At 67.3% G+C, this 24,969-nt stretch carries 26 protein-coding genes and 1 other RNA gene; 16 read left to right on the top strand and 11 right to left on the bottom strand.

Annotated features, from left to right (window positions below):
* Positions 1-56: 56 nt before the first annotated feature.
* Positions 57-1,793: an autotransporter assembly complex protein TamA gene (locus L5014_RS18505; RefSeq protein ID WP_238465221.1), complete on the bottom strand. Its 1,737-nt coding sequence runs from the start codon at positions 1,791-1,793 to the stop codon at positions 57-59.
* A gap of 650 nt (positions 1,794-2,443) precedes the next feature.
* On the opposite strand from L5014_RS18505, the gene L5014_RS18500 reads away from it, so the two are divergent.
* The 4 genes from L5014_RS18500 to panD all read left to right on the top strand — a co-directional run bounded on the left by L5014_RS18500 (position 2,444) and on the right by panD (position 5,241).
* Entirely contained in the window at positions 2,444-2,629 is a 186-nt protein-coding gene (locus L5014_RS18500; protein ID WP_238465183.1) for a DUF3460 family protein, read from the top strand.
* The gene (locus tag L5014_RS18495; protein ID WP_420800094.1) at positions 2,626-3,597 is read left to right on the top strand and encodes a segregation and condensation protein A; all 972 of its coding nucleotides are present in this window, start codon (positions 2,626-2,628) and stop codon (positions 3,595-3,597) included. Before L5014_RS18500 ends, L5014_RS18495 begins: the two co-directional genes overlap by 4 nt.
* A 277-nt stretch (positions 3,598-3,874) precedes the next feature.
* Entirely contained in the window at positions 3,875-4,717 is an 843-nt protein-coding gene (gene panC, locus L5014_RS18490) for a pantoate--beta-alanine ligase (protein ID WP_238465181.1), read from the top strand.
* Between the two features lie 137 nt (positions 4,718-4,854).
* Positions 4,855-5,241 carry an aspartate 1-decarboxylase gene (panD, locus tag L5014_RS18485; RefSeq protein WP_028207747.1) on the top strand — a complete coding sequence of 129 codons (387 nt, stop codon included), beginning with the start codon at positions 4,855-4,857 and terminating at the stop codon, positions 5,239-5,241.
* 106 nt (positions 5,242-5,347) lie between these two features.
* Here panD and L5014_RS18480 read toward each other — a convergent pair whose 3' ends face one another.
* Positions 5,348-5,998 carry a ParA family protein gene (locus tag L5014_RS18480; RefSeq protein ID WP_238465180.1) on the bottom strand — a complete coding sequence of 217 codons (651 nt, stop codon included), beginning with the start codon at positions 5,996-5,998 and terminating at the stop codon, positions 5,348-5,350.
* Between the two features lie 333 nt (positions 5,999-6,331).
* Here L5014_RS18480 and L5014_RS18475 point away from each other — a divergent pair, with 333 nt between their 5' ends.
* Complete coding sequence (locus tag L5014_RS18475; RefSeq protein WP_238465179.1) at positions 6,332-6,751, top strand: PaaI family thioesterase; 420 nt, start codon at positions 6,332-6,334, stop codon at positions 6,749-6,751.
* A gap of 91 nt (positions 6,752-6,842) precedes the next feature.
* Here L5014_RS18475 and L5014_RS18470 read toward each other — a convergent pair whose 3' ends face one another.
* On the bottom strand, positions 6,843-8,408 hold the full coding sequence (locus L5014_RS18470) for a cobyric acid synthase (protein WP_238465178.1): 1,566 nt from the start codon (positions 8,406-8,408) through the stop codon (positions 6,843-6,845).
* 190 nt (positions 8,409-8,598) lie between these two features.
* On the opposite strand from L5014_RS18470, the gene cobU reads away from it, so the two are divergent.
* The 4 genes from cobU to L5014_RS18450 are packed head-to-tail and all read left to right on the top strand — an operon-like array spanning position 8,599 to position 12,260.
* Complete coding sequence (gene cobU, locus L5014_RS18465; protein WP_238465220.1) at positions 8,599-9,243, top strand: bifunctional adenosylcobinamide kinase/adenosylcobinamide-phosphate guanylyltransferase; 645 nt, start codon at positions 8,599-8,601, stop codon at positions 9,241-9,243.
* Positions 9,237-10,172: an adenosylcobinamide-phosphate synthase CbiB gene (gene cbiB / locus L5014_RS18460; protein ID WP_238465219.1), complete on the top strand. Its 936-nt coding sequence runs from the start codon at positions 9,237-9,239 to the stop codon at positions 10,170-10,172. The genes cobU and cbiB overlap by 7 nt, the downstream gene beginning before the upstream one ends.
* Complete coding sequence (gene cobD / locus L5014_RS18455; protein WP_238465177.1) at positions 10,165-11,238, top strand: threonine-phosphate decarboxylase CobD; 1,074 nt, start codon at positions 10,165-10,167, stop codon at positions 11,236-11,238. The genes cbiB and cobD overlap by 8 nt, the downstream gene beginning before the upstream one ends.
* Entirely contained in the window at positions 11,238-12,260 is a 1,023-nt protein-coding gene (locus L5014_RS18450; RefSeq protein ID WP_238465176.1) for a cobalamin-binding protein, read from the top strand. Before cobD ends, L5014_RS18450 begins: the two co-directional genes overlap by 1 nt.
* Before the next feature lie 30 nt (positions 12,261-12,290).
* Here the strand turns inward: L5014_RS18450 and cobC are convergent, their stop codons facing one another.
* The 5 genes from cobC to L5014_RS18425 form a co-directional block, all read right to left on the bottom strand.
* Positions 12,291-12,890: an alpha-ribazole phosphatase gene (gene cobC, locus L5014_RS18445; protein WP_238465175.1), complete on the bottom strand. Its 600-nt coding sequence runs from the start codon at positions 12,888-12,890 to the stop codon at positions 12,291-12,293.
* The gene (locus tag L5014_RS18440) at positions 12,875-13,642 is read right to left on the bottom strand and encodes an adenosylcobinamide-GDP ribazoletransferase (protein WP_238465174.1); all 768 of its coding nucleotides are present in this window, start codon (positions 13,640-13,642) and stop codon (positions 12,875-12,877) included. Before L5014_RS18440 ends, cobC begins: the two co-directional genes overlap by 16 nt.
* 16 nt (positions 13,643-13,658) lie before the next feature.
* Entirely contained in the window at positions 13,659-14,738 is a 1,080-nt protein-coding gene (cobT, locus tag L5014_RS18435; RefSeq protein ID WP_238465173.1) for a nicotinate-nucleotide--dimethylbenzimidazole phosphoribosyltransferase, read from the bottom strand.
* 66 nt (positions 14,739-14,804) lie between these two features.
* Positions 14,805-15,620: an ABC transporter ATP-binding protein gene (locus tag L5014_RS18430; RefSeq protein WP_238465172.1), complete on the bottom strand. Its 816-nt coding sequence runs from the start codon at positions 15,618-15,620 to the stop codon at positions 14,805-14,807.
* Positions 15,617-16,630 (bottom strand): FecCD family ABC transporter permease, encoded by a 1,014-nt coding sequence (locus L5014_RS18425; RefSeq protein ID WP_238465218.1) that lies wholly within the window; start codon positions 16,628-16,630, stop codon positions 15,617-15,619. The genes L5014_RS18430 and L5014_RS18425 overlap by 4 nt, the downstream gene beginning before the upstream one ends.
* 452 nt (positions 16,631-17,082) lie before the next feature.
* Between L5014_RS18425 and L5014_RS18420 the strand changes: the two genes are divergently transcribed.
* The 5 genes from L5014_RS18420 to L5014_RS18405 all read left to right on the top strand — a co-directional run bounded on the left by L5014_RS18420 (position 17,083) and on the right by L5014_RS18405 (position 19,544).
* Positions 17,083-17,433 carry an ATPase gene (locus L5014_RS18420; protein ID WP_238465171.1) on the top strand — a complete coding sequence of 117 codons (351 nt, stop codon included), beginning with the start codon at positions 17,083-17,085 and terminating at the stop codon, positions 17,431-17,433.
* Complete coding sequence (locus L5014_RS18415; RefSeq protein ID WP_238465170.1) at positions 17,430-17,744, top strand: cell division protein ZapA; 315 nt, start codon at positions 17,430-17,432, stop codon at positions 17,742-17,744. The genes L5014_RS18420 and L5014_RS18415 overlap by 4 nt, the downstream gene beginning before the upstream one ends.
* Positions 17,745-17,827: 83 nt before the next feature.
* Positions 17,828-18,008: non-coding RNA, 6S RNA (gene ssrS, locus L5014_RS39205), on the top strand.
* Positions 18,009-18,128: 120 nt separating this feature from the next.
* A complete protein-coding gene (locus tag L5014_RS18410) occupies positions 18,129-18,587 on the top strand; it encodes an EVE domain-containing protein (protein ID WP_238465169.1) in 459 nt (152 codons plus the stop codon).
* Positions 18,588-18,812: 225 nt separating this feature from the next.
* Positions 18,813-19,544 carry an SIMPL domain-containing protein gene (locus L5014_RS18405; protein WP_238465168.1) on the top strand — a complete coding sequence of 244 codons (732 nt, stop codon included), beginning with the start codon at positions 18,813-18,815 and terminating at the stop codon, positions 19,542-19,544.
* Positions 19,545-19,691: 147 nt separating this feature from the next.
* Here L5014_RS18405 and lgt read toward each other — a convergent pair whose 3' ends face one another.
* Positions 19,692-20,606 (bottom strand): prolipoprotein diacylglyceryl transferase, encoded by a 915-nt coding sequence (lgt, locus tag L5014_RS18400; RefSeq protein ID WP_238465167.1) that lies wholly within the window; start codon positions 20,604-20,606, stop codon positions 19,692-19,694.
* A 310-nt stretch (positions 20,607-20,916) separates the two neighbouring features.
* Positions 20,917-21,897: a LysR family transcriptional regulator gene (locus tag L5014_RS18395; protein WP_238465166.1), complete on the bottom strand. Its 981-nt coding sequence runs from the start codon at positions 21,895-21,897 to the stop codon at positions 20,917-20,919.
* A 224-nt stretch (positions 21,898-22,121) separates the two neighbouring features.
* On the opposite strand from L5014_RS18395, the gene ilvD reads away from it, so the two are divergent.
* Positions 22,122-23,795, top strand: a complete 1,674-nt coding sequence (gene ilvD / locus L5014_RS18390; protein WP_238465165.1) for a dihydroxy-acid dehydratase — start codon at positions 22,122-22,124, stop codon at positions 23,793-23,795.
* Positions 23,796-24,008: 213 nt separating this feature from the next.
* On the top strand, positions 24,009-24,362 hold the full coding sequence (locus L5014_RS18385) for a c-type cytochrome (RefSeq protein WP_238465164.1): 354 nt from the start codon (positions 24,009-24,011) through the stop codon (positions 24,360-24,362).
* 123 nt (positions 24,363-24,485) lie between these two features.
* Here L5014_RS18385 and L5014_RS18380 read toward each other — a convergent pair whose 3' ends face one another.
* Entirely contained in the window at positions 24,486-24,929 is a 444-nt protein-coding gene (locus L5014_RS18380) for a DUF2486 family protein (protein ID WP_238465163.1), read from the bottom strand.
* Between the last annotated feature and the right edge of the window lie 40 nt (positions 24,930-24,969).

Here is a 24,969-nt window from a genome sequence, read left to right as displayed (position 1 = left end):
GCACTCCATGGCGAGCAGCGGCGTCGAAGCGGCGCGGAGCGTGGCAAGCGTCATCATCAGAATGCGATTCCGAGAGTCACGTAGGGCCGCACTCTGCGGTCGCGAAAACCGTACGCAAGATCGAGATTGACCGGACCGACGGGGCTGCGCCAGCGCGCGCCAAAGCCCGCGCCCGGATAGAAGACCTTTTCTCCCCAGGTATCGGTGGCGGTGCCGACATCGAAGAAGACCGCGCCGCCCCAGTCGTGATTGAACCAGTGCTGATATTCGGCCGATCCCGTCACGAGATACTTGGTCGGCAGGATCGAGCCCGCGACGTTGTCGCCGATGCTCTGGAAGGAGTAGCCGCGCACCGAGTTCGAGCCGCCCGCGCGGAACAGCAGCGAGGCAGGCACATTCGAGGAGCTGCTTGGCGTAAACACGCCGCCCATCTCGGCGCGAAACAGCATGAGGTCGTCTCGGCCGATCGGCAGATACTGCTGACCGCGCGCGTAGGCACGGACGAAGTTGGCGTCGGAGCCCGCGTTCTTCACGCCGAAGCCCGCCTCCACGCGCACGACATTGCCCGAACGCGGAAACAGCGGATCGTCGATGTTGCGGCGGGTCCACGACCATTGAGGCACGAGCGCACGGGCCATGGTGGGCGGCCCGGCGTTCTGGTACAGGCGGTCCTGGTAGTAGAGCAGCGAGTACGCATAGTCGATGTTCTGCGAGGTGCGCGTGCGCTGCACGCCGGCGCGCAGGCTGTAGATGGTGGTGTCCGAGACGTCGGTGGTCGTGTACGACGCGAGCACGCTGTTGGTCCACGCGCGCGGGCCGGGCGGCATCGACAACTGGATCTGGCCGTACTTCTGGATCTGGTCGAGCCGCCCCGAAAGCTGGAGCGGCCATGCCGAGCCAAAGGTGTTGAGATACGTGTACGAGCCCTGGACATGCGCGCCGGTGTCGGTCGAGTAGCCCACGCCGCCACGGAAGTTGTTGTACGGATACTCGCTCACCTTCACGTGCAGCGGCGTCTGCTCGGGCTTTTGCGTGTTGTCGTCCACGTCGATGGCCACGCTCGCGTAGTACGGCGTGTTCTGGACCTGGCGCTGCAGCTCGGTCACGCGGCTGACGTCGTAGATTTCGCCGGGCGTGATCGGGTTCACGTTGCTCACGATCTTCTGCGGATAGCGCCGCGTGCCCGAAACGTCGATCTGCCCCATCGTGAAGGTCGGGCCGCTGTCGAATGTCACGGAAAGTTTCGCGTCATGCTTGAGCGGATCCACGCGCGCCTCGGAGCGCACGATCTTCGCGCCCAGGTAGCGGCGCGCCTGCAACGCCCTGAGCGCCGCGCTCTTGGCGCCGTCCCAGCCGGACTGCGTGAAGGCATCGCCTTCGTGCAGCGAGAACGCAAAGCGCGTGGCGTTTTCCTGCGCGGGGTCCTCGGTCTGCACGGGTCCGGTAAAGGCCAGCGCCACCGCCGAGATGGTCGTGCGCGGACCCGCGTCCACCTGCACGATCACGCGGCGCTTGCCGTTTTCGTCGGTGCGCACGTCGGTGCGCACCACCGGCGAAAAATAGCCGTCCGTGGACGCGAGGTCGCGCACCTGCTGCGGCGTGGCGGTGATGAGAAATTCGAACTGGTCGTCGTTGACGCCGGAGCGCGTGGAAAAACGCGCGAGGTCGAGGTGCGCTTCGAGCAGCTTGCGCAGCTCGCGCGGCGAGGTCTGGATGTCGACGTCGTAGTAGGTGCGCTTGTGCGACCACGGCAGCAGGCTGGCCAGATCGGCCCGCGCGGGCGCTGCGGTCATGAGAGTGGCGAGGAAGCCCGCGGCAAGCCATGCGAAGAAGCGCAGGGAGAGACGAGGCAAGCGTGGCGCGCGGGGCAGGCACGACAAGTCGTGGACCGCGGCACGCAAGCGGGCAACGCGCGTGCCGGTGGCGCACGCCGCGGCGGCGTGCCCATGCCGCATCACCCGCGAGGGACGCCGCTTTACACGCAACGCTTCGATCACCCTGCCCGCCAAACAAGACCTCCAGCCGTCGTTCTTTTACCCATTTCAGGCGCCCCGCGCGCGAGTCTCTTGCGGCGATGCGGGCGCAAACGCGCTATTTCACCACATCGGCGCTCGAAAACCCCAGGATGCGGCGCAACAAGGGCCGCAAAGAAGCGCTGTAGCGGGACAGCCCGAGCGCCCCGGACGCCGCTCCAGCGCCGTCTTCGCCCGGCGGCTATCCTCCCTCGCGCCCGCTGGGGTACGCTGCTGCAGTCCCGCCCCCCGCTGTCCCTGGTGCGCCGGGCAGGCATCGATACGCGCCGCCCGTCAGGATGTTCCGCGCCCGGCGCTTGCGGTAAAATTGCGGCCGACACGCACATGGGCGGGCGCATCGGACGCGGCCGCCTTGGCGCGACTACGCACACGAATCGTACTAATCGCACTCCTCGCGACGGACATTAGCCATGTATCAGTCGGAAATCACGCAATTCCTGAATCAACTCAAAGAGCAGAAGCCGGACCTCGAAGAGCAGCAGCGCAAGGGTCGCTCGCTCCTGTGGGACAAGCAGCCGCTCGACCTCGATGAGCGCGAGCGCCAGCAAGCCTCGCGCGTCAAGCAGACGCCCTACGTCTACTACCAGAACTTCTGATGGCCGAGGCCGACGGGGCCGACATGGCTAACGAGGCCGAAGGACGGGCCAACCCAGGTCATGTCCTTCCAGCCGGTGCCGAAGCGCATCATGCTCCGGCGCACCCGACGGGCCCGGCAAGCCAGACAGCCAGCCCGGGCGAAGCGCTCAGCGCCCCCGCCACGGATTCGACGCCCGACACGGTCGACGGCGTCGCGTTCGCGCGTCTGTATGGCGAGCCGCTGTTCAAGCTCCCGCAAGACCTCTACATCCCGCCCGACGCGCTCGAAGTCTTTCTCGAAACGTTCGAAGGTCCGCTCGATCTGCTGCTCTACCTGATCCGCAAGCAGAACTTCAACGTGCTCGACATTCCGATGGCGGATGTCACGACGCAATACCTGGGCTACGTCGAGCAACTGCGCAAGACCAATCTCGAACTCGCCGCGGAATACCTGCTGATGGCGGCCATGCTCATCGAGATCAAGTCGCGCATGCTGCTGCCGGTCAAGAAGGCCGATACCGGCGAGGAAGCGGAAGACCCGCGCGCGGAACTCGTGCGTCGCCTGCTCGAATACGAGCAGATGAAGCTCGCCGCGCAGCGCATCGACCGCCTGCCGCAGCTCGGCCGCGACTTCATGCGCGCCGAGGTCTATATCGAGCAGAGCATCACGCCGCGCTTTCCCGACGTGGACAGCAACGACCTGCGCGCAGCGTGGGCCGACGTCATCAAGCGCGCGAAACTCGTGCAGCACCACAAGATCTCGCGCGAAGAGCTTTCGGTGCGCGAGCATATGAGCGTGATCCTGCGCCGGCTCCAGGGTGCGCGCTTCATGGAATTCTCGGAACTCTTCGACACCACGCGCGGCGTGCCCGTCGTGGTCGTGAACTTCATCGCCATGCTCGAACTCGCGCGCGAGTCGCTCATCGAGATCACTCAGGCCGAGCCGTTCGCGCCAATATACGTGCGCCTCGCGTATTTGCCCGCCTAGGCCGCCAGCCGCCTGTACCCCGTGCCTGCCCAAGCCGTCTGGGCACCCCAATTGACCCGGCCCCATATCGACTTCCAGCGGACTCCTCCGCGCGGGGCCAGGATAACCCCCCATCCGAAGCGGCTGCGCAGCACGCCCAAATCCTCTACAATCGCCCGCGCCTGCCCCTGACGGGCCGGGCACACGCCATCCGGCCAGCCGCGCGCCCTGGTGCGCCGCGCGTTTCGCCGCTTGCCGCAACCCGTCTTGCCCCGTGCGAGGCATAACGCATCCGATCATGAAAGTCATCAGCTCGATTCAGGAACTGCGCGACCAGTTGCGCGGCCAAAACCGCACCGCGTTCGTGCCGACCATGGGCAACCTGCACGAAGGCCACCTCTCGCTGATGCGCCTCGCGCGCCAGCACGGCGACCCGGTGGTGGCGAGCATCTTCGTCAACCGCCTCCAGTTCGGCCCCAACGAAGACTTCGACAAATATCCGCGCACGCTCCAGGACGACATCGAGAAGCTGCAGAAGGAAAACGTCTACGTGCTATTCGCGCCCACCGAGGCCGACATGTATCCGCAGCCGCAGGAGTATCGCGTGCGGCCGCCGCACGATCTGGGCGACATTCTCGAAGGCGAGTTCCGACCCGGTTTTTTCGAGGGCGTGTGCACGGTCGTCATGAAGCTGATGTCGTGCGTGCAGCCGCGCGTCGCGGTGTTCGGCAAAAAGGATTACCAGCAGTTGATGATCGTGCGCGCGATGTGCAAGCAATTCGCGCTGCCGACCGAGATAATCGCCGCTGAAACCGTGCGCGATAGTGACGGCCTCGCGCTCAGCTCGCGCAACCGCTATCTCTCGCCGGCCGAGCGCGCAGAGGCGCCGCAACTGGCGGGCGTGCTGCGCGGGATTCGCGAGTCGGTGCTCTCGGGCCGCCGCGACTTCCAGCAGCTCGAGCTCGAAGCCATGGCCACGCTCGCCGCGCGTGGCTGGAAGCCCGATTACATCGCCATCCGCAAGCAGGCGAACCTGCTGCCGCCCGCACCAGGCGTCGCCGCCGATGCCGATGCGCCGCTCGTCGTGCTGGCCGCAGCCAAGCTCGGCCCCACGCGCCTGATCGACAACCTCGAGATCTGAGCGCCGCGCGGCCTTCGCGCCCTTTCAGAGGTTTTTCAGCGCGCTTGCTTTGGCCGCTCTTTTGGTGGCCTTTTTCAGCCGCTTTTTCAGCATCACCCGCGGCGGGCCGCGCGCCCGCCCGCCTGAGGAGACTCACCATGCAACGCCATATGCTCAAGTCGAAGATCCACCGTGTCGCCGTCACGCACTGCGAGCTGCACTACGAAGGCTCGTGCGCGATCGACGAGAACCTGCTCGAAGCGGCGAACATCGTCGAGAACGAGCGCATCGACATCTGGAACATCAACAACGGCGAGCGCTTCACGACCTACGCGATCAAGGGCGAGCGCGGCAGCGGCATGATCTCGCTGAACGGCTCGGCCGCGCGCCGCGCACAGCTGGGCGACCTCGTGATCATCGCGGCTTTCGCGAACGTGGAAGAAGAAGAGCTGAAGGCGGGCTGGAAGCCGGATCTCGTGTTCGTCGACGAGAACAATCGCATCAAGGGCAGCCGCGACCACGTGCCGACGCAAAGCTGGAGCTAAGGCGCGAGAGGCCGGGGGCTCGGCTTCGGGCTCGGCTTCGGGCTCGGCTTCGGCTCGGCTCGGGCTTCGGCTCATGCGGCGGGCGCCCTGCCCGCCGCGGCATGCATCACCGGGCGGCCTCGGGCCCCGCCTGGTTGCCGTCCACCCACGACACGATCGGCTTCCATTGCTCAAGGTCCTTCTCCACCCGGCTTTTCGCGACATCCCACAGCGTGAGCCCGTGGGCCGCAAGCTGCACGTAGTTCTGCGTGTCGCGCAGATAGCCCAGCACGGGCAGATCGAGCCCCTCCACGAAGCGCTGCAACTGCTCGGCCGAGCGCGTGCGCGCATCCACCCGCATGCCCACCACGCCCACCTTGATGGCGCCCTTCTTCACCGCCTTTTCCTTGGCGAGCCGGTCCAGAAAGTCCTTCGTCGCGAGAATGTCGAACATGGACGGCTGCAGCGGCACGATCACCTTGTCCGCGAGCGCAACGATCGCAGCGAGCCGGTTGCCATGCAGGCCCGCCGGCGTGTCGATGACGGCGTGCTCGAGCCCCTTGGGCGGCTTCACCGGGTTGTCGAGATCCACGCCCCAGCTTTCGATGGCCGGCAGCGTCGCGGGCCGCAGGTCGAGCCATGCGTGCGCCGACTGCTGCCGGTCGAGGTCCGCGAGCGCGACCCACTCGCCTTGCGCCGCGAAATAGCCGGCCAGATTGGTGGACAGCGTGCTTTTGCCGACGCCGCCCTTGGGGTTCGCCACCACGATCACCGTCATGAATGCTCCCGTCAGGAAGGCTGGCGCGTGGGCCAGCCGGTTTGCCGATTGTGCTGATTCTGCCGATTTTTCTTGCGCCGAGGCCGCAACTTCACGCCCGAGGCCTGGTACAAGGCACCAGGCATCAGGCCACACGTTAGCCGCTGCAAAGCGCGCGGCGCGCCGACGCAACCGTCCGATAATATCGGCAAATGCGGCCGCGCCGAAGTTTCGACCCGAGTCTGCGCCCGCGTGGCGCATCGCACTGCCGCGACGCGAGGCGCGCACACGGTGCCCCGTACCGCTTCGAATCCCGATCCCCCGTTTGCCCACAATCAAGGAAACTTTCCAGTCATGAGCACGTTGCGCACCGATATCACCCTCGATTCCCTGCACGAGCGCCAGCGCGGCCGGCTGCCCGAGTTGATCGGATTTCGCGCGGTCGCGCTCGACCAGGGCCTGCTGCGCGCCGAACTCGACATCCGCAGCGAGCTGCTCGCGCCCAATGGCTTCCTGCATGCCGCCACGGTGATCTGTCTCGCCGATACGGCCTGCGGCTATGGCTGCTTCGCGCACCTGCCGCCGAACGCGAAAAACTTCACCACGATCGAGCTCAAGAGCAACTTTCTGGGCACGGCGCGCGAAGGCACGCTGAGCGTGGTCGCCACAGGCGCGCACCTCGGGCGCAGCACGCAGATCTGGGACGCCACCTTGACCGGCCCGGACGGCAAGACCACGGCCCTCTTCCGCTGCACGCAGATGGTGCTGTACTAAAGCTGGCGTACTAAAGCTGGCGCACGCATGTTGCCGTGCCGATGACGCTGGGGCGGTGCGCCCGCTTCAGCCGTCTCCGGCGGGCCTGCGCTCAGCCGATCGCGCCATACAGGCGCGTCAGGTCGAGGCTCGCTTCGAGCGCGTCGGCCAGCCGCTCGAGCGACGCCTCGCGCAGCGCGGGGTAATCGATGCGTTGCGCCGCCTCGAGCCCCGCCCAGCGCAGCAGCGCGGCGCACGCCTCGGGCGTGTCGAAGAGGCCGTGCACATAGGTCGCGAGAATCTGGCCGTCCGCCGACTGCGCGCCGTCCGTGCGCAGTGACCCGGCCTCGCCGCCCGCCGTGCGCTCCAGTGCGCTGTCGACGGCCGCGATGCGCAGCGCGGGCTCGGCCAGCGCCGGGCCGCGCGTCACGCCCATGTGGATCTCGTAGCCCCGCACCGGCGCCGGCATCTGCGCGGCGCCACAGGCCGCCTGCGCGTCGTCGCGCAGCACGAGGTGCCCCGTCACGTTCTTCAGCGTCTTCTCGCGCGTGAGCTCGGTTTCGTAATCGAGCCAGCCGAAGCCGGCCACCGCGCCGGCCTCCCCTTCCACGCCGTGCGGATCGGCAATCGCACGCCCGAGCATCTGCATGCCGCCGCAAATGCCGATCACGCGCCCGCCGTAGCGAAGATGCCGCGCAAGCGCCGTTTCCCAGCCCTGTGCGCGCAGCCACGCGAGGTCGTCGCGCACGTTTTTCGAGCCCGGCAGGATCACGAGATCGGCGCTCGGCGGCGCGCTGCCCGTGCGCACATAGCTGAATTCGACCTGCGGATGCGCGCGCAGCGCGTCGAAGTCCGTATGGTTGCTGATGTGCGGCAGCGCCGGCACCACCACGCGCAGGGTCTGGCCGCCGGCCTGCGCCCGCGTGTGTGCGGCGCCGGGCAGCATGTCCTCGGCATCGAGCGTCAGGCCGTGCAGATACGGCACGACGCCGAGCACGGGCTTGCCCGTCTGCGCTTCGAGCCAGTCGAGGCCGGGCGTGAGCAGCGTCGGATCGCCGCGAAAACGGTTGATGATGAAGCCCTTCACGCGCGCGCGCTCGCTTTCCGAGAGGCACGCAAGCGTGCCGATCAGATGCGCGAACACGCCGCCTCGATCGATATCGGCGACGAGCACGACCGGGCAGTCGACGGCTTCCGCAAAACCCATGTTGGCGATGTCGTTGGCGCGCAGGTTGATTTCGGCGGGGCTGCCCGCGCCTTCGACGAACACGGTCTCGTAGCGCTCGCGCAGCCGTGCATACGATTCGAGCACGGCCTCGCGCGCGAGCGGCTTGTAGTCCTGATAGGCGCGCGCGTTGAGATTCATGCGCGCCTTGCCGTGGACGATGACCTGCGAACCCAGATCGCTATTGGGCTTGAGCAGCACGGGATTGAGGTCGGTATGCGGCTCGATGCCCGCCGCGAGCGCCTGGAGCGCCTGGGCGCGGCCGATCTCGCCGCCGTCGGCCGTCACCGCACTGTTCAGCGCCATGTTCTGCGGCTTGAACGGCGCGACACGCACGCCCGCGCGGTACGCGAGGCGGCACAAGCCGGCCACGAGCGTGCTCTTGCCGGCATCGGACGTGGTGCCCTGGATCATCAGCGTGCCGCGCGGCACGGCGGGTTGTATTGCGGACATGGTGGCGACAAATGACGATGAGGGGCGATGAATGACGATGAACGGCGATAAAGCGCCGGGTCGGTCGGGCGAACGCGCATTATCCCATCGCGTGCGCGTCTGCCGCAGACGCTCCGCACCGCTGCCCGTCGCGCGCCGTCCCGCCGCGATCACCGTCAATCTGTCGGGGACTAGCCGCTACAATCACGCGATGATTTCGCGCGACTTCACCTTCATCATCGGCGGCGCGCGCTCGGGCAAGAGCGCCTACGCCGAACGCCTCGCCACCGAAAGCGGCCTGCCGGTCACCTATATCGCCACCGCGGGCACGCCCGGGGGCGCACACGCGGACGCCGAATTCGCCGCGCGCATCGCGCACCACCGCGCGCGGCGCCCCGCGCACTGGGCGCTGGTCGAGGCGCCGCTCGACCTCGCGGGCGCGCTCGATGCCGCCGCCACGCCCGGCCAGTGCGTGTTGATCGACTGCCTCACGCTCTGGCTCGCCAATCTGCTGTGCCCGCCCGAATCCGAAGCGCCGCTGCCCGACTGGCGCGCGCGCCTCGACGCCTTCGCCGCCGCCTGCGAGCGCGCGAAGCACGCCGACTGCACCGTGCTCGTGGTGAGCAACGAGATCGGCATGGGCGTGGTGCCAATGGGGGCGGCTACGCGCCTTTATGTCGATGAGCTCGGCCGACTGAACCAGCGCATCGCAGCGCTCGCCGACCGCGCGACGCTCGTCGCCGCCGGGTTGCCGCTCGTGCTCAAGGCGCCTTCGTGCAGCGAGGCACGCGGGGCGAACGAGCAGCGCACACCCGCCGAACCCAACCAACCACACGGATCATGCCGACGATGCTGAGCCTGCCCGCCACTGCCGCCCTCGCCGTTGCCGGCGTGGCCGTCGACCGCTGGATCGGCGAGCCGCGCCGCGCGCATCCGCTCGTCGCGTTCGGCGCGCTTGCGAACCGCATCGAAAAGCGTCTGAACACCGGCCGCCGAGGCCGCCCGCTCGGCCTCGCGGCCTGGCTTGCCGCCGTTGCGCCGCCCGTCGCGCTCGCGGCGCTGCTGTGCGCCGTGCTGCCCTGGCCGCTCGCCTGGGCGCTGCACGTCGCGCTGCTGTGGTTCGCGCTCGGCGCGCGCAGCCTCGACGAGCACATCGCGCCCATCGCACGCGCACTCGCCGAACGCGACCTCGTGGCGGCGCGCGCGCTGACCGCGCGCATCGTCTCGCGCGACACCGCGAACGCCGATGCCACCGCGCTCTCGCGCGCGGCCTGCGAATCGGCGCTCGAAAACGGCAACGACGCGATCTTCGGCGCGCTGTTCTGGTTCGCGCTCGCGGGCGGGCCGGGTGCGCTCGCGTTTCGCCTGGCCAACACGCTCGACGCGATGTGGGGCTATCGCACACCGCGCTTTCTGCGCTTCGGCTGGGCCGCCGCACGCATCGACGACGTGCTCAACTGGCTTCCCGCGCGCCTCACGGCCACGAGCTACGCGCTGCTCGGCGACACGCGCGTCGCGCTGCGCTGCTGGCGCGAGCAGGCGCCGCGCTGGGAGAGCCCGAACGCGGGCCCGGTGATGGCCGCGGGCGCGGGCAGCCTGAACGTGCTGCTGGGCGGCGCCGCCGTCTACCACGGCGCTGTGGAGGAACGCCCCGCGCTTGGCGCCGGCGCGCCGCCGCGCGCCCAGGACGTCACGGCCGCGCTGCGCCTCGTTGAGCGCACAACCATCCTGTGGCTCGCCGTGCTCCTCGCACTGGCCTTCTTGAGCGTGGCAACCCATGTCTGAAACAGATCTCGACACTACACCGCGCGTGATCGCGCACGGCGGCAATCTGCACGACGCCGCGCGCCGTTACGGCATCGCCTGGGACGAGTGGATCGATCTCTCGACCGGCATCAATCCGCACGGCTATCCGGTTCCGCCGGTGCCCGCCTCGGCATGGCGACGCCTGCCCGAGGACGGCGACGGCTTCGCCGCCTGCGCCGCGCGCTACTACGGCGCGCCCGATGCGCAGCACGTGTTGCCCGTGGCGGGTAGTCAGGCCGCGATCCGCGCACTGCCCGCGCTGTTGTCCACTCTGTTGTCCACGCCGCTGCCCGCACAGGGACGCACGTCGCGCGTGGCAATCGCACCGCTGACCTACGGCGAGTACGCGCCCGCATTCGCGCAGGCGGGCCACACCGTCGCGCCGCTCGACATCGAAAGCGCCGCGCTGCCCGACGACACGACGCATGCGGTCGTGGTGAACCCCAACAATCCCACGGCGAGCCTGATCGACCGCGAGACGCTGCTGCGCTGGCATGCGCAACTCGCCGCACGCGGCGGCACGCTGATCGTCGACGAAGCTTTCGCCGACGCCTTCGGCGATCCCCTGGCGGCCTCGCTCGCGAACTTCAGCGGACGCGCGGGCCTCGTGGTGCTGCGCTCGCCCGGCAAGTTCTTCGGCCTCGCGGGTGCGCGCTGCGGCTTCGCGCTCGCCGCGCCCGAACTGCTCGCGGCACTGCGCGCGCGGCTGGGCGCGTGGACCGTGAGCGGACCCGCGCGTCATGCGGTGACGCACGCCTTCGAAGACGCCGCGTGGCAAGGCGCGATGCGCGAGCGGCTTGCGGGAGAAAGCGCGCGCCTCGCGGCACTGCTCGGCTCGCACGGCCTCGCGCCGCGCGCCACGCCGCTCTTCGCCTGGATCGTCCACGCGCGCGCCGCGCAGTTGCAGGACGCGCTCGCCGCGCGCGCCGTGTGGACGCGGCGCTTCGATTCGCCCGCGAGCTTGCGCTTCGGTCTGCCCGCATCGGAAGACGAATGGCGGCGCTTCGAAGCGGCGCTCGCGCAGGCCATGCAGGCGCTCGGCTGATGCGTGGGTCGATCGCACGCCGTCGCGCCTACGTAAGCAACCGCAGGCGCATAGGCTTGCGCGGCTATACGCTCGCCGTTTGCGCCGCGGCCGCGCTCCCAGTCGGTGCAGCCCACGCCGCTAAAGCCAACCCCGCCAACCCCGCCAGCCCCGCCGTCAGCACCGTCGACGATAGCGGCAACACCATCACGCTCGCCGCGCCTGCCCAGCGCGTCATCAGCCTCTCGCCGCATGCGACCGAGCTGATCTATGCGGCGGGCGGCGGCGCGAAGCTGGTGGGCGCGGTGGCCTACAGCGATTACCCGCCGCAGGCGCTGAGCGTGCCGCGTGTGGGAGACAACCGCGCACTCGACCTCGAACGCATCGCCGCGCTCAAGCCCGATCTGATCGTCGTCTGGCGGCATGGCAATGCGCAGCAGCAAATCGACCGTCTGCGCGAGATGCACATCCCGCTCTTCTTCAGCCAGCCGCATCGGCTCGACGACGTGGCGACCTCGCTCACGCGGCTCGGCGTGCTGCTCGGCACGCAAAACACCGCGCAAGATGCAGCCGATGCGTATCGCCGCCAGATCGCGCAACTGCGCGCGCGCTACGCGCAGCGCGCACCGGTGAAGGTGTTCTACGAAGTCTGGGACCAGCCGCTCATGACGATCAATGGCGAGCACATGATCAGCGACGTCATCGCGCTATGCGGCGGGCGCAACGTCTTTGCCGCGCTGCGCCCGCTGGTGCCCACGCTCTCGACGGAAGCGGTGCTGGCCGCCAATCCCGACGCGATCGTCGCCGCCTCGCCAGGCGCGAGCGCACCGGACAGGCCGCTTCCCGCGCTCGCGCACTGGCGCGCGTGGCCCCAGTTGCATGCGGTGGCGCGCGGCAATCTCTTCGCCATCGACGGCGATCTGCTCACGCGGCCCGGACCGCGCATCGCGCAAGGCGCGGCACGATTGTGCGAAGACCTGGATCGCGCCCGCTCGCGCGATGCCGGTGCTAATACCGGTGCTAATGCCAGCGCCACGAATTAATCTGGAATCCAGATAGATTGAACGCGCGCGTCACACGTTCCAGCGCGCGAGCAGCCACTCGCCGCTCGACGCCTCGCGGCGCAGCGTGACGATCGCCGCCATCGCGAGCGGCCAGCGGGCGCAGCGTGCGAGCGGCAAGTCCAGTGCACGCGCGGTGATCGCGCGAATCACGCCTGCATGTGCAACGGCCCAGAGACTCTCGTGCGCGCGCATATCCAGCGCATCGAACCATGCGCCGACGCGCGCATCGAACTGCGCGACGCTCTCGCCGCCATGCGCGCGCGCGTGCTCGAAATCGACGGCCCAGGCGTCGATCTGCGCGCGCTCGATGGCGTCCCAGCGCTGCATCTCCCACGCGCCGAAGTCCATCTCCGCAAGACGCGCATCGTCGTGCGGGGCAATGCCTCCATGCATCTGCCCGAGCGCCCGGGCAACGCTCGCGCAGCGCGCAAGCGGGCTCGTTTCGATACGCTGCGGCGCGCGCGCGCCGAGCGCGGCCAGGCGCGCGGCAATCGACGCTGCGGCGGCATCGGCGGCATCGGCGGCCCCGGCAAGCGCCACGTCGGATTTGCCGTAGCACACGCCCGCTTCCACCGCCACGGCAGGATGACGAATCAGGACGAGATCCACGCGAGCCCCATCAGATAGATCGCCAGTTCGAACACCTGCTGCGCGAAACCGAGGCAATCACCCGTATAGCCGCCGATGCGCCGCACGAAATACCGCCCGAGCGCATAGCGCAGCACGGCGAGCAAAGCGAGCGCCGCCACGCCCGCGCGCCAATCCGGCCACGCGGGCCAGAAGAGCCAGGGCAGGCCGAACACGAACGCGCAGCCTAGCGCGAGCGCGCTCATGCGCTGCGCGAGCGGCTTGGCCTTGCCTTCGGACCGCACGTAGTCGAGCGAGACGAGGTAGCTGATCGCCAGTGCGCGGCTCGCCGCGTGGCCGGCGATCATGAGCGTGGCGGCGCGCAACGGCGGCAGCGCGGCAAGCGTTTGCCATTTGAGCGCGAGCGCGATCACGAGGCCGATGGCGCCGAACGCGCCAATGCGCGAGTCGTGCATGATGCGCAGCACGTCCTCGCGCTGGTACGCGCCGCCGAATGCGTCGATGCAGTCGGCGAGACCGTCTTCATGGAACGCGCCAGTCGCGAGCAGCGTTGCGCCCATCGAGAGCAGCACCGCCACGCCTGCGGGAAAAACATGGAGCGCCGCGAGATACACGAGCGCCCCCAGCGCGCCGATCAACACCCCGACGAGCGGAAAATAGCGCGCGGCGGCGTTCAGCCATTGCGGTTCGAAGCCGACCCAGCGCGGCACCGGCACGCGCGTGAAATAGCCGAGCGCCGTGAAGAAGTAACGCAGTTCCGCGAGCGGATTCATGGCGCGCTCATTGCGGTCAATGCGGATGCTCGCTGCGCTCATCGACGCCCGCGGACTCGAAGCTCGCCATCTCGTTGAGAAATGCCACGGCCGCGCGCAACAGCGGCACGGCCAGCGCCGCGCCCGTGCCCTCGCCCAGACGCAGGTCGAGCGCGAGCAGCTCGCGCGCGCCGAAATGATCGAGCATGCGCCGATGTCCTGCCTCGTTCGACGCGTGCGCGAACACGCAATATTCGCGCACGTGCGGCGCGAGCGAGTCAGCCACGAGCAGCGCCGAGGTCGCGATGAACCCATCGACGAGAATCGCCATGCGCTGGCGCGCCGCTTCGAGAAACGCGCCCGCCATCATCGCGATCTCGAAGCCGCCGAAAGTTGCGAGCACATCGATCGGTTCGCGCACATTCGCGTGGCGCGCGAGCGCCGCCGCGAGCACGTTGCGCTTTTTCGCGAGGCCCGCGTTGTCGAGCCCCGTGCCGCGCCCCACGCATTCGTCGATGGGCACGTTGCACAGGCGGCTCATCAGGCACGCGGCCGACGACGTATTCGCGATGCCCATCTCGCCGAAGCCGATCACGTTGGTGCCGAGCGCCGCGTGATGACGCACGCGCGCGGCGCCCGCCGCGAGCGCGGCGATGGCCTCGTCGCGGGTCATCGCGCTTTCGTTGGCGAAGTTGCGCGTGCCGTGCGCGACAGGCACCGAGACGAGCGCCGATAAAGCCGACGACGGCAGCGGCGGCAAGGGCGTGGCGATGCCGGCATCGACGATCTCGAGCTCGAGCCCGGCCACGCCGCTGAACGCATTGATGGCCGCGCCACCCGCGAGGAAGTTCGCGACCATCTGCGCGGTCACCGCCTGCGGATACGGGCTCACGCCTTCGTTGGCGATGCCGTGATCGCCCGCGAACACGATCATCGCGGGACGCTCGACGCTCGGACGCGTGGTGCGCTGGATCAGGCCGAGCTGGCGCGCGAGCGCCTCGAGGCGGCCGAGGCTGCCCGGCGGCTTGGTCTTCGTGTCGATGATGTGCTGGAGTTCGTCGCGCAGCGACAGGTCGAGCGTCTCGACGGCAAGCAATTCAGAAAGCGTTGAAGTCATATGGGTTTCAGTTCTTCAGTTCTTCAGTTCTATTCGCGCGCAGGGGGCACGCCGAGACACAAAGCGTCAGCGCTCGCGTGGCGGTTCGAAGGCAGCCACGAGCGCCTCGTGCGCTCCCTCGCGGATCAGCATGAGCGGGTGGCCGAAAGCCGCGCTCGCGCGCTCGGCCGTCAGGACGTCGCGCACCGGACCCGCGCAACAGCCTCCGCGGCCGTCGAGCAGCAGCGCGTGCGTCGCGTAGCGCCGCGCAAGATTGAGATCGTGACAGGAAAACACCACTGTACGCGACCCGGTGTTCACCCAGTGCGCGAGCGCTTCGAGGCAGGCGATCTGATGATGGAGGTCCAGATGCGAGAGCGGCTCGTCGAGCAGCAGCAGCGGCGCGTCCTGGCAGAGCACTGCCGCCAGCGCGACGCGCTGGCGCTCGCCGCCCGAAAGCGAGAGCACGTCGCGCGCCGCGAACGTTTCGAGCCCGAGCATCGCGAGCGCGGCGTGCGCGGCCGCGCGGTCGTCCTCGCTTTCCCAGCCCCAGCCCGCGAGGTGTGGATAACGGTTGAGCAGCACGATGTCGAGCACGCTCGCGCTGAACGCATCGCGCACGTCTTGCGGCATCAACGCGCGGCGCTGCGCGAGGCGCACCGGCTGCCAGTCGCGCAGCGCGACGCCGTCCACTTCCACATGGCCCGCGGCGGTCTCGCGCAGGCCGGCGAGCGTCGCGATCAACGTGGTCTTGCCCGCGCCGTTCGCACCGGCCACGCACCAGATCTCGCCTGCGTCGAAGCGCTGCGTGAGGCCCTCGACCAGCGTGCGCGCGCCCGCACGCAGCGTGAGCGCGTGCGTGGCGAGCAGCGGCTTCGCACAGGTGCGCTCCTGGTAACTCATGGCGCGCGCCGCTTGAGCAGCATCCACAGGAACACGGGCACGCCCGCGAGCGCGGTCACGACGCCCACGGGCAACTGCGTGGGCGCGGCAACGGTACGCGCGACGAGATCGGCGCCCATGACCGCAAGCCCGCCCGCCAGCGCGGCCGCGGGCACGAGCATGCGCTGGTCGTTGCCGAAGGCGAGCCGCAGCATGTGCGGCACGACGAGCCCGACGAAGCCGATGGTGCCGCCCGTGGTGACGGCCGCCGCCGCCGCGAGCGATGCCGCGAGATAGACGCCCACGCGCAGGCGCAGCACCGGCACGCCGAGCGCCTGGGCAGCGGCGTCGCCGCGCAACAGCACATTCAGGCGCGGCGCGGCGCTGACGCCGAACGCCAGCACGAGTGCGAGCGCGATCAACGCGGGCCATGGCATGGCGGCGCCATTGAGGTCGCCGGTGAGCCAGAACAGCATGCCGCGCAGGCTCGCTTCGGGAGCGAGTGTCAGCAGGAGCGTGATGAGCGCGCCCCATCCAGCAGCCGTTACCGCGCCCGTGAGCAACAGGCGCGGGGAACTGTCCTGCGGCTCGCCGCGCCATAGTTCGCGGCGCGCGAGACCGAGCACCAGAAGGATCGAAACGAACGCGCCCGCGCAGGCGCTCGCCTGCATGGCCCACCCTGCCGCGCCCACGATCATCGCTACCAGCGCGAACGCGGCGGCACCGCCCGAGACGCCCAGCACATAGGGTTCGGCGAGCGGATTGCGCAGCAGCACTTGAAGCAGCGCGCCCGCGAGCGCGAGCAGCGCGCCGCACGCGAAGCCGCCGAGCGCGCGCGGCGCACGCAATGTGCGCACGATTTCGCTTGCCATGTCGTGGTTGCCCGGTATGGATGACGTGCCCGGCACGAGCGCGTGCAGCGCCTGCCCGAGCGTCACCGGCACGCTGCCGGTCGCGAGCGACGCCACGAACACCACGAGCGCCGCGACGGCGAGCGCACACCAGATCGCCACCGCACGGCGCGCGCTCATCGTGCGGCGCAGCGCTTTGGCGCCGGCGTTGGCAACCGCACTGGCACCCGCATTCGCACCAGAAACGCGCGGCGAGACCTGCGCTGGCGTGCGGAGCGATTTATCGGGGTTGACGGTTCGCATCGTCGAAAGTGGTCGTAGGGCCGCCCCGGTTCCAGTGCCCCGGCGCCCGAGCGCCGGCAAGTGCAGGAGGCCCGTGGGAGCGTCAAGGAAGCGCCATTATTGCGCGAAATGCGGTTCCGATCGTGGTATGAGACTCGGTCTCGCGCGCAGAGCAAGATGTGGTCCCGAATGTCGCGCGCCGGCACGGCGTTCACACAGGGCTTTCACACAAGGCTTTCAAAAACCGCAAGAAGCAAACACGAAGCGGTGCTGTTACGTCTGGAAACGACGCAATTGTCGGAATACGCGACAATCCGCGCTAGAATGCCTGTCTTTAGAGGACGCAGCACATGCTCAACGAACTCGAAACACTCTCACAAAACATCGGGCGGCTGATCGAGATCAATCAGCGCCATCATGAAGCTCGCGTGGCGCTCGAAGAGCAACTCGCGCAACTGCACACGCAATGCGAAGCGGCGCGTGCCGAACTCGAACAGGTGCGCGAAGAGCGCAACGCGCTGCAGGCCGAGCGCGATGGGCTCTCGGCCAAAATCGACGACGCCCAGGTCCGTCTGAACGCGATCCTCGAAAAGCTGCCGCGTGCACGCACGGGCGCGGAGCGCGACAACCAGCTCGATTTGCTCGAGCCGTCGCAGAACGCCGACGACGACAACGCCGCTCGCCACGGAGAAAATGCATGACGACCAAACAGATCGAAGCGACGATTCTCGGCCAGACCTATCGCCTCGCCTGTTCACCTGAAACCGAAGGCGCGCTGCTCGAAGCGGTGGCGCGCGTGGATGCGGAAATGTCGAAGATCCGCAATCACAGCAACGTGCGCGGCACGGACCGCATCGCGGTGATGGCCGCGCTTTCGATCGCGTCGGAATTGCTGCGTCTGCAGACCAGCGTGAGGCACGGCGAAGCATTCCCAGCGGAAGAAATCCGTCGTACAATGCGCCAAATGAACGAGCAACTTGGCGCAGTGATCCAGCAGTACGGTGTGCAATAAAACCTGCTGCACAATGCGTTAAAATGATGCTCATGGAAACGTCCACAAGACGTTTCTAAACAGCGGTCGTAAAAGTTTAGTCAGCTTCCCTGCCTGGTTCGCCAAGGTCATATATTCCTTGAACCAATGCCATGTGCACGGTTGCGGAAATTTGTAGCACGGGCGTGCGCGTCACTAGTCTGATGTACCCGAAGTGCTGCTAACTGCGACCAATTCTGAACCCCCGGTTCAGGATGCCGGCCTAGCGGCTATGGCGGGGACCTATTCAAACGGCATCGGACTCACGTTCGATGCCGTTTTCCTTTTGGCGCTCCCTTTTGGCGTTCTTTTTCTGCGCGCCAACGCTGTATCGCCCCCTCCACTTTCGACGCGTTACTTCGACTCATGCGCTACTGGCTGATGAAGTCCGAACCCGACGAAGCAAGCATCGACGATCTCGCGAACGCCCCGCAGCGCACGCTGCCATGGACCGGGGTGCGCAACTATCAGGCGCGCAACTTCATGCGCGACATCATGCAGATCGGCGACGGCGTGCTCTTCTATCACTCGAGTTGCCCCGAGCCCGGCATCGCCGGCCTCGCGCAAGTCTCGTCCACGCCGTATCCGGATCCCACGCAATTCGACTCGAAGAGCCCCTACTACGACGCGAAATCCACGCAGGAAAGTCCGCGCTGGATGCTCATCGATGTGGTGTTCAAGAAGAAGTGCCCACTCATCGCGCTCGCCGCGTTGCGCGAGCATGACGAACTCGCCGAGATGCGCGTGCTCGCGCGAGGCAATCGTCTGTCCATCACGCCGGTCACGAAGGCCGAGTGGGATTTCATCACGAAGCGGCTGATGTAAGCCTGGGCGTACGCACGCCGCCAGTCTTTAAAGATTGCCAAGCCCGCTTGCTCCGACGGGAACCCTGCGTGGCCCACCTCGCCTAAAGAACACGCACGCACACGTACACGCACGCAGCCGACACGCATGCACGACGTGCCGGCGCACAGTTACGCACAATCATGCGCTCGCTTCGGCGCCTTGGTGTGCGCGCCGTTTGCGAATCCGTTCTGCCAGGAGCCCAAAATGAAGAGAAAAACCGCCGTCACGCTCGCCGCCGCCCTCGTTGCCGCTGTGCCGCTTGCCATGACGCTCGCGCCCCGCGCTGCCCTTGCGCAGAGCGAAGCGCACTATCAACCCTCGGGCGTGCTCTCGCTTTCCGCGCAGGCCAGCGCCGAGATCCCGCAGGACGTCGTCACGATCACACTGTTTTACGAGCAGGAAGCGAAGGATCCCGCGTCGCTCACGACCACGCTCAATCAGCGCGCCGACCAGGCGCTGCAAAAAGCCAAGGGCGTCGCGGGCGTGACCGCGCGTTCGGGCCAGTTCTCGATCTATCCGTCGACCGATCGCGACGGACGCATTTCGGCATGGCGCGGCCGCACGGAAGTCGTGCTCGAATCGCACGACTTCGCCGCCGCTTCGAAGCTCGCCGGCGATATTGCTTCGGTGATGCAGGTGGGCAACGTGCAGTTCTCGCTCTCGCCCGAAGCGCAGCGCGCCGCCGAGCAGAAGCTTTCGGGTCAGGCAATCGCCTCGTTCCGCGAGCAGGCTGCCACGAACGCACGCGCGTTCGGCTATAGCAGCTACACGGTCCGCGATGTGAACGTGGGCCATCAAGGCGTGCCGCCGCGTCCGATGATGATGATGAGCGCGCGCGCGATGTCGGCCGATGCGAAGGCCGCACCGCCCATGCCGCTCGAAGGCGGCACGTCCACCGTGAGCGTCAACGTGTCGGGCTCGGTGCAGATGAAGTAACGCACGCGCGGCTCATATCAGCCGCTCACATCATCCAGTTCGCGCGCGTCGCCCGCGTGGTGCGCGCAAACAGAAAAGCCACGGCAAAAACCGTGGCTTTTTTCATGATGCATTCAGTGCGGCGGGTTCATTACGACACGAGTCGCATCAGCTCCTGGAACCCACGACTTGCTGCGCACCGTTGCCGCGTTTGGCGCGACGATACGCCCAGATCATCATCAGTACGCCCACGACGATCATCGGCAACGAGAGCCACTGCCCCATCGAGAAACCCAGCGCAAGCAGCCCGAGGAAATCGTCGGGCTCGCGCGCGAACTCCACAGTGAAGCGCGCGAGGCCATAGCCGATCAGGAACATCGCCGAGATCGCGCCCACGGGGCGCTGCTTGCGCGAGAACAGAATCAGCACGATGAAGAGCGCGATGCCTTCGAGTGCGATTTCGTAAAGCTCGGACGGATGACGCGGCAGCAGATGATATTGCGCGAACACTTCGTTCAGATGCCACTGTGCGGCCTGTTGCGGATGTGCGGCGAGCCACGCGGCGTCGTCGTTGGCGGCGCCCGGGAACATCATCGCCCACGGCGCGTCCGGCGAGGTCACGCGGCCCCACAGTTCGCCATTGATGAAGTTGCCGAGACGTCCCGCGGCGAGACCCGTGGGCACCATCGGCGCGACGAAGTCGGTGACCTGGAGCCAGGTGCGTCCGCGCTGCCACGCGAACAGGACCATCGCGAAAGTCACGCCGAGAAAGCCGCCATGGAACGACATGCCGCCTTCCCACACCTTGAAGATGTCGAGCGGATGCGCGAAGTACCAGCTCGCCTTGTAGAACAGGACGTAGCCGAGGCGCCCGCCGAGGACCGTGCCGAGCACGCCGTAGAACAGCATGTCGTCGATGTCCTTGACGGTCCAGCCCTGCGCGGCCACGTATGGCAAGCGCAGGCGCAGGCGGCCGATCACGATCGCGAGGATGAAGCCGACGAGATACATGAGGCCGTACCAGCGCACGGCGAGCGGCCCCAGATGAATGGCGATGGGGTCGAAATTCGGGTGGATGAGCATCGTGGAATCAGTGCTTGTCGGCGGTGAGGATTGAAATCGAGTTGTAAAAATCGGCGCGAGACCGGCAGGGAAATGGCCAAAGCGTGCCCAAGGCGTGCCAAAAACGTGCGCAAAAACGCCATGGCGCGTGCATTGGACGTTTTCAAAGCTGCACAGTTCGCATCGTGCGCCGCAGCGACACATTATCGCCGAGACGAGGGAGCCAGCACCAAAATGCACCTTCAATACGGCTCGATGCAGATTCCAGGGCCGGGTAAGAAAGCCGGGGGCGCCGAGCCTGTCGCCTTGTCGCGAAGAACGCTCATCGGGCCTATGGCAGGCCCGCCGTCACCGCGTGCGCGCGCACGATTTCGATGAACGCCGCCAGCACCGGGCTCACCTCCTCGGCACGCCAGACGAGGCCCGTTTCGATCGTCGGCGCCGCTTCGGCCAGCGGCCGGTAGACCACGCCCGTGCGCCGCAGATGCCGCAGCGACCAGGGCACGAGCGCGATGCCCATGCCCGCGGAAACGAGGCTCACGATCGTCTGCATCTGGATCGCCTCCTGGCCCACGCGCGGCACTAGCCCGGCCGCGCCGTAGCAATCCATGATGGTGTCGTAAAAGCCCGGGGCCAGATGGCGCGGAAACACCACGAGCGGGACATCGGCGAGATCGGCGAGGCTCACGGGCGTCTCGCACCAGTCGTGCGCGGCCGGGTCGCCGCCATTGCCCGAATCACCTCGATTCTGATCGCCCGTGCGCGCCGAAAGCCCGGCCGGCATGGCCACCACGAGCGGCTCGCGCGCGACCGGCAGATACGCGAGCTGCGCCGCGTGACGCGGTGGCAAGGGCGCGATCACGAGGCCCGCGTCGATGCGGCCCGCCACCAGCTCGTCGATCTGCACGTCGCTCGTGGCCTCCGCGAGTTGCAGGCGCACGCGCGGGTGGCGCGCGCCGAAGTCGCGCAGCAGCAGCGGCAGCAACCCGTAATCGGCGGTCGAGACGAAGGCCAACGCCAGCACGCCCGCCTCGCCGCGCGCGAGGCTCTGGGCAAGCGGCCGCAGCGCCTGCGCGGCGGCGAGCAGGCGCCGTACCTCGGGCAGCAGATCGGCGCCCACGGCCGTCAACTCGACCGAGCGGCGCGTGCGCGCGAAAAGCTCGACGCCAAGCGTCTCCTCCAGCGCGCGAATGGCCTGTGAAAGCGGCGGCTGCGTCATCGAAAGGCGCGCCGCGGCGCGGCCGAAATGCTGCTCCTCGGCCACGGCCACGAAGTAGCGCAACTGGCGCAGATCGGGAATCGTGGTGCTCATGGATAAACGGGGCAAAAACGGGGCAAAAACGGGATAAACGTGCGCTGAAAACGCAGCAAGCGCGCCCTGTGATTCTTTTTACGACTCACCAGGCCAAGAATAATATATTGGACATTGCGCTCGCGAAACTCCATTCTTTCTTCGCACATGCCGGCGCATGCCTTCCCAAGCCCTCCGCTCCGGCAACCGAACAAAACACGAGACACCTTCCACGGAGCGTCCCCATGGCATACAACCGTCGTTCGAAGCACATCACGCAAGGCGTCGCCCGCTCGCCGAACCGTTCGATGTATTACGCGCTCGGCTACGAAAAGGCCGACTTCGACAAGCCGATGATCGGCATCGCCAATGGCCACTCGACCATCACGCCCTGCAATGCGGGCCTGCAGCGTCTCGCCGACGCAGCCGTGGCCGCCGTCAAGGGCGCTGACGCCAATCCGCAGATCTTCGGCACGCCCACGATCTCGGACGGCATGTCGATGGGCACCGAAGGCATGAAGTACTCGCTCGTGTCGCGCGAGGTGATCGCCGACTGCATCGAGACCTGCGTGCAGGGGCAATGGATGGACGGCGTGGTCGTGATCGGCGGCTGCGACAAGAACATGCCGGGCGGCGTGATCGCGCTCGCACGCATGAACGTGCCCGGCATCTATGTGTATGGCGGCACGATCCGCCCGGGCAACTGGAAGGGCAAGGATCTGACCATCGTGTCGGCGTTCGAGGCCGTGGGCGAATTCACGGCTGGCCGCCTGTCCGAAGAGGACTTCGAAGGCGTCGAGAAAAATGCGTGTCCGTCCACGGGTTCGTGCGGCGGCATGTACACGGCCAACACGATGAGCTCTTCGTTCGAGGCGCTCGGCATGTCGCTCATGTATTCGTCGACGATGGCCAACCCCGACGAAGAGAAGGTCGATTCAGCCGCCGAGTCGGCGCGCGTGCTCGTCGAAGCGGTCAAGAAGGACCTCAAGCCGCGCGACATCATCACGAAGAAGTCCATCGAGAATGCTGTCGCGCTCATCATGGCCACAGGCGGTTCGACCAACGCGGTGCTGCACTATCTTGCCATCGCGCATGCTGCCGAAATCGACTGGAGCATCGACGACTTCGAGCGCATGCGCAAGAAAGTGCCGGTGATTTGCGATCTGAAGCCCTCGGGCCAGTATGTGGCGACCGACCTGCACAAGGCCGGCGGCATTCCACAGGTGCTCAAGATCCTGCTCGACGCAGGGCTGTTGCACGGCGACTGCATGACCATCACCGGCAAGACCATGGCCGAAGAACTCAAGGACGTGCCGTCGAAGCCGCGCGCCGATCAAAAGGTCATCTTCCCCATCGACCAGGCGCTGTACAGGGAAGGCCACCTCGCGATCCTCAAGGGCAACCTCGCGACCGAAGGCGCCGTCGCCAAGATCACGGGCCTGAAGAACCCGGTGATCACGGGCCCGGCGCGCGTGTTCGACGACGAGCAAAGCGCAATGGAAGCGATCCTTGCCGACAAGATCAAGGCCGGCGATGTGGTCGTGCTGCGCTACCTCGGCCCGAAGGGCGGCCCGGGCATGCCGGAGATGCTCGCGCCCACGTCGGCGATCATCGGCAAGGGTCTGGGCGAATCCGTGGGCCTCATCACCGACGGCCGCTTCTCGGGCGGCACATGGGGCATGGTGGTCGGCCACGTCGCGCCCGAGGCGTTCGAAGGTGGCGCCATCGCGCTGGTGCAGGAAGGCGACTCGATCACCATCGACGCCCACAAGCTGCTGCTGCAATTGAATATCGACGATGCCGAACTCGCACGCCGGCGCGCAGCCTGGAAACAGCCGGCGCCGCGCTATACGCGTGGCGTGCTCGCGAAGTATGCGGCGCTGGCGCGTCCGGCGAACAAGGGGGCGGTGACGGGTTGAACGCGGGCAAGGAGCACCGGTAAATGCCAGTTGGCTGCGCGCTTTGCGAAGCGCGCCGCGTGAACCGCGCGGTGCGCCGTCTTGAGCCAGGTTAAAGCCACGTTAAAGCGATATGGAGGCTGCAAGGAAGCCGCATGGAGGGCGCATGGACCGTGCGCCCTTTGCTTCTATAATGCGACGACACAGCCGGCGACCACGCTGGCGGAGACCAGTATGAAAGTGAAGTCGCAGGCGAAGAACAAGACAGCGACGCAGGCTGCCACACTCGCATTGGCGTTGGCGCTAGCCACGACGAGCGCTCATGCGCAGAACGGTCCCAGCGGACCTGCACTCGCGCAACAGCAGAACTGCATGAGTTGCCATTCGGTCACGCGCAGCTTCATGGGCCCTGCACTGCGCGCTGTCGCGGCCAAATACGCGGGCAAGCCCGACGCGCAGAACTATCTCACGCACAAGATCCTGGAAGGCAGCAGCGGCGTGTGGGGCTCGGTGCCCATGCCCGCGAACACCCAATTGACTCCGTCCCAGGCGGCCACGCTCGCGAACTGGATTCTCACGTTGAAGTAACCTGGGCAATAGAAGCTTGGGCGGGCGTCGCAGCACGCGATGTGTCGAGTTTCGCGGGACCTGAAGCCTCGCCGCGCACGAGGCGCAACCGCGTTGACGACGGCACTCAACGCCCTGCCAACCTCAGGCCTCCGGCGGCGTCGATTGCGCCGGACGCGCGGCCAGTTCCTCGCGCACTGCGTCCCTCACCCAACCCTTCAATTCGGTTTCGAGCGCGAGACCGATCTCGCGCGACACCTGCCCCACGATCCAGTGAGAATGCTGTTGCAACGCGGCGGCACAACGCGCTTCGATCACGCTACGTCCGTCGCCGGTGAGCCAGTTCATGGCCCGCCCGCTTACGCGTTCGACGAGCGCTTCGGCATCGCCGGGGAGACGATAGGAGTCGCCGGCCGGCGCGCCGGGGCCTGGTTCGGGCGCAGCCTGGCCAGGCGCAGCAGCCGCCGGGGCGGGAGCAGCGGTCGTCTCGAACGGCGACCCTTGGCGACCGCGCAACAGGTTGCCCTGCACGAGCGGCTCGTTCAAGAGCGGGATCGGAGCCCCTTCAGCATCATGAAAATCGGACACGATCACCTCCTTTGGATTTCGATCAAACAATAAAGGAGAG

Source organism: Paraburkholderia tagetis (genome assembly GCF_022213065.1).
Lineage (GTDB): Bacteria > Pseudomonadota > Gammaproteobacteria > Burkholderiales > Burkholderiaceae > Paraburkholderia > Paraburkholderia tagetis.
The sequence above is the reverse complement of the archived record's forward strand: the minus strand, read 5'-3'. Positions and strand labels throughout refer to the sequence as shown.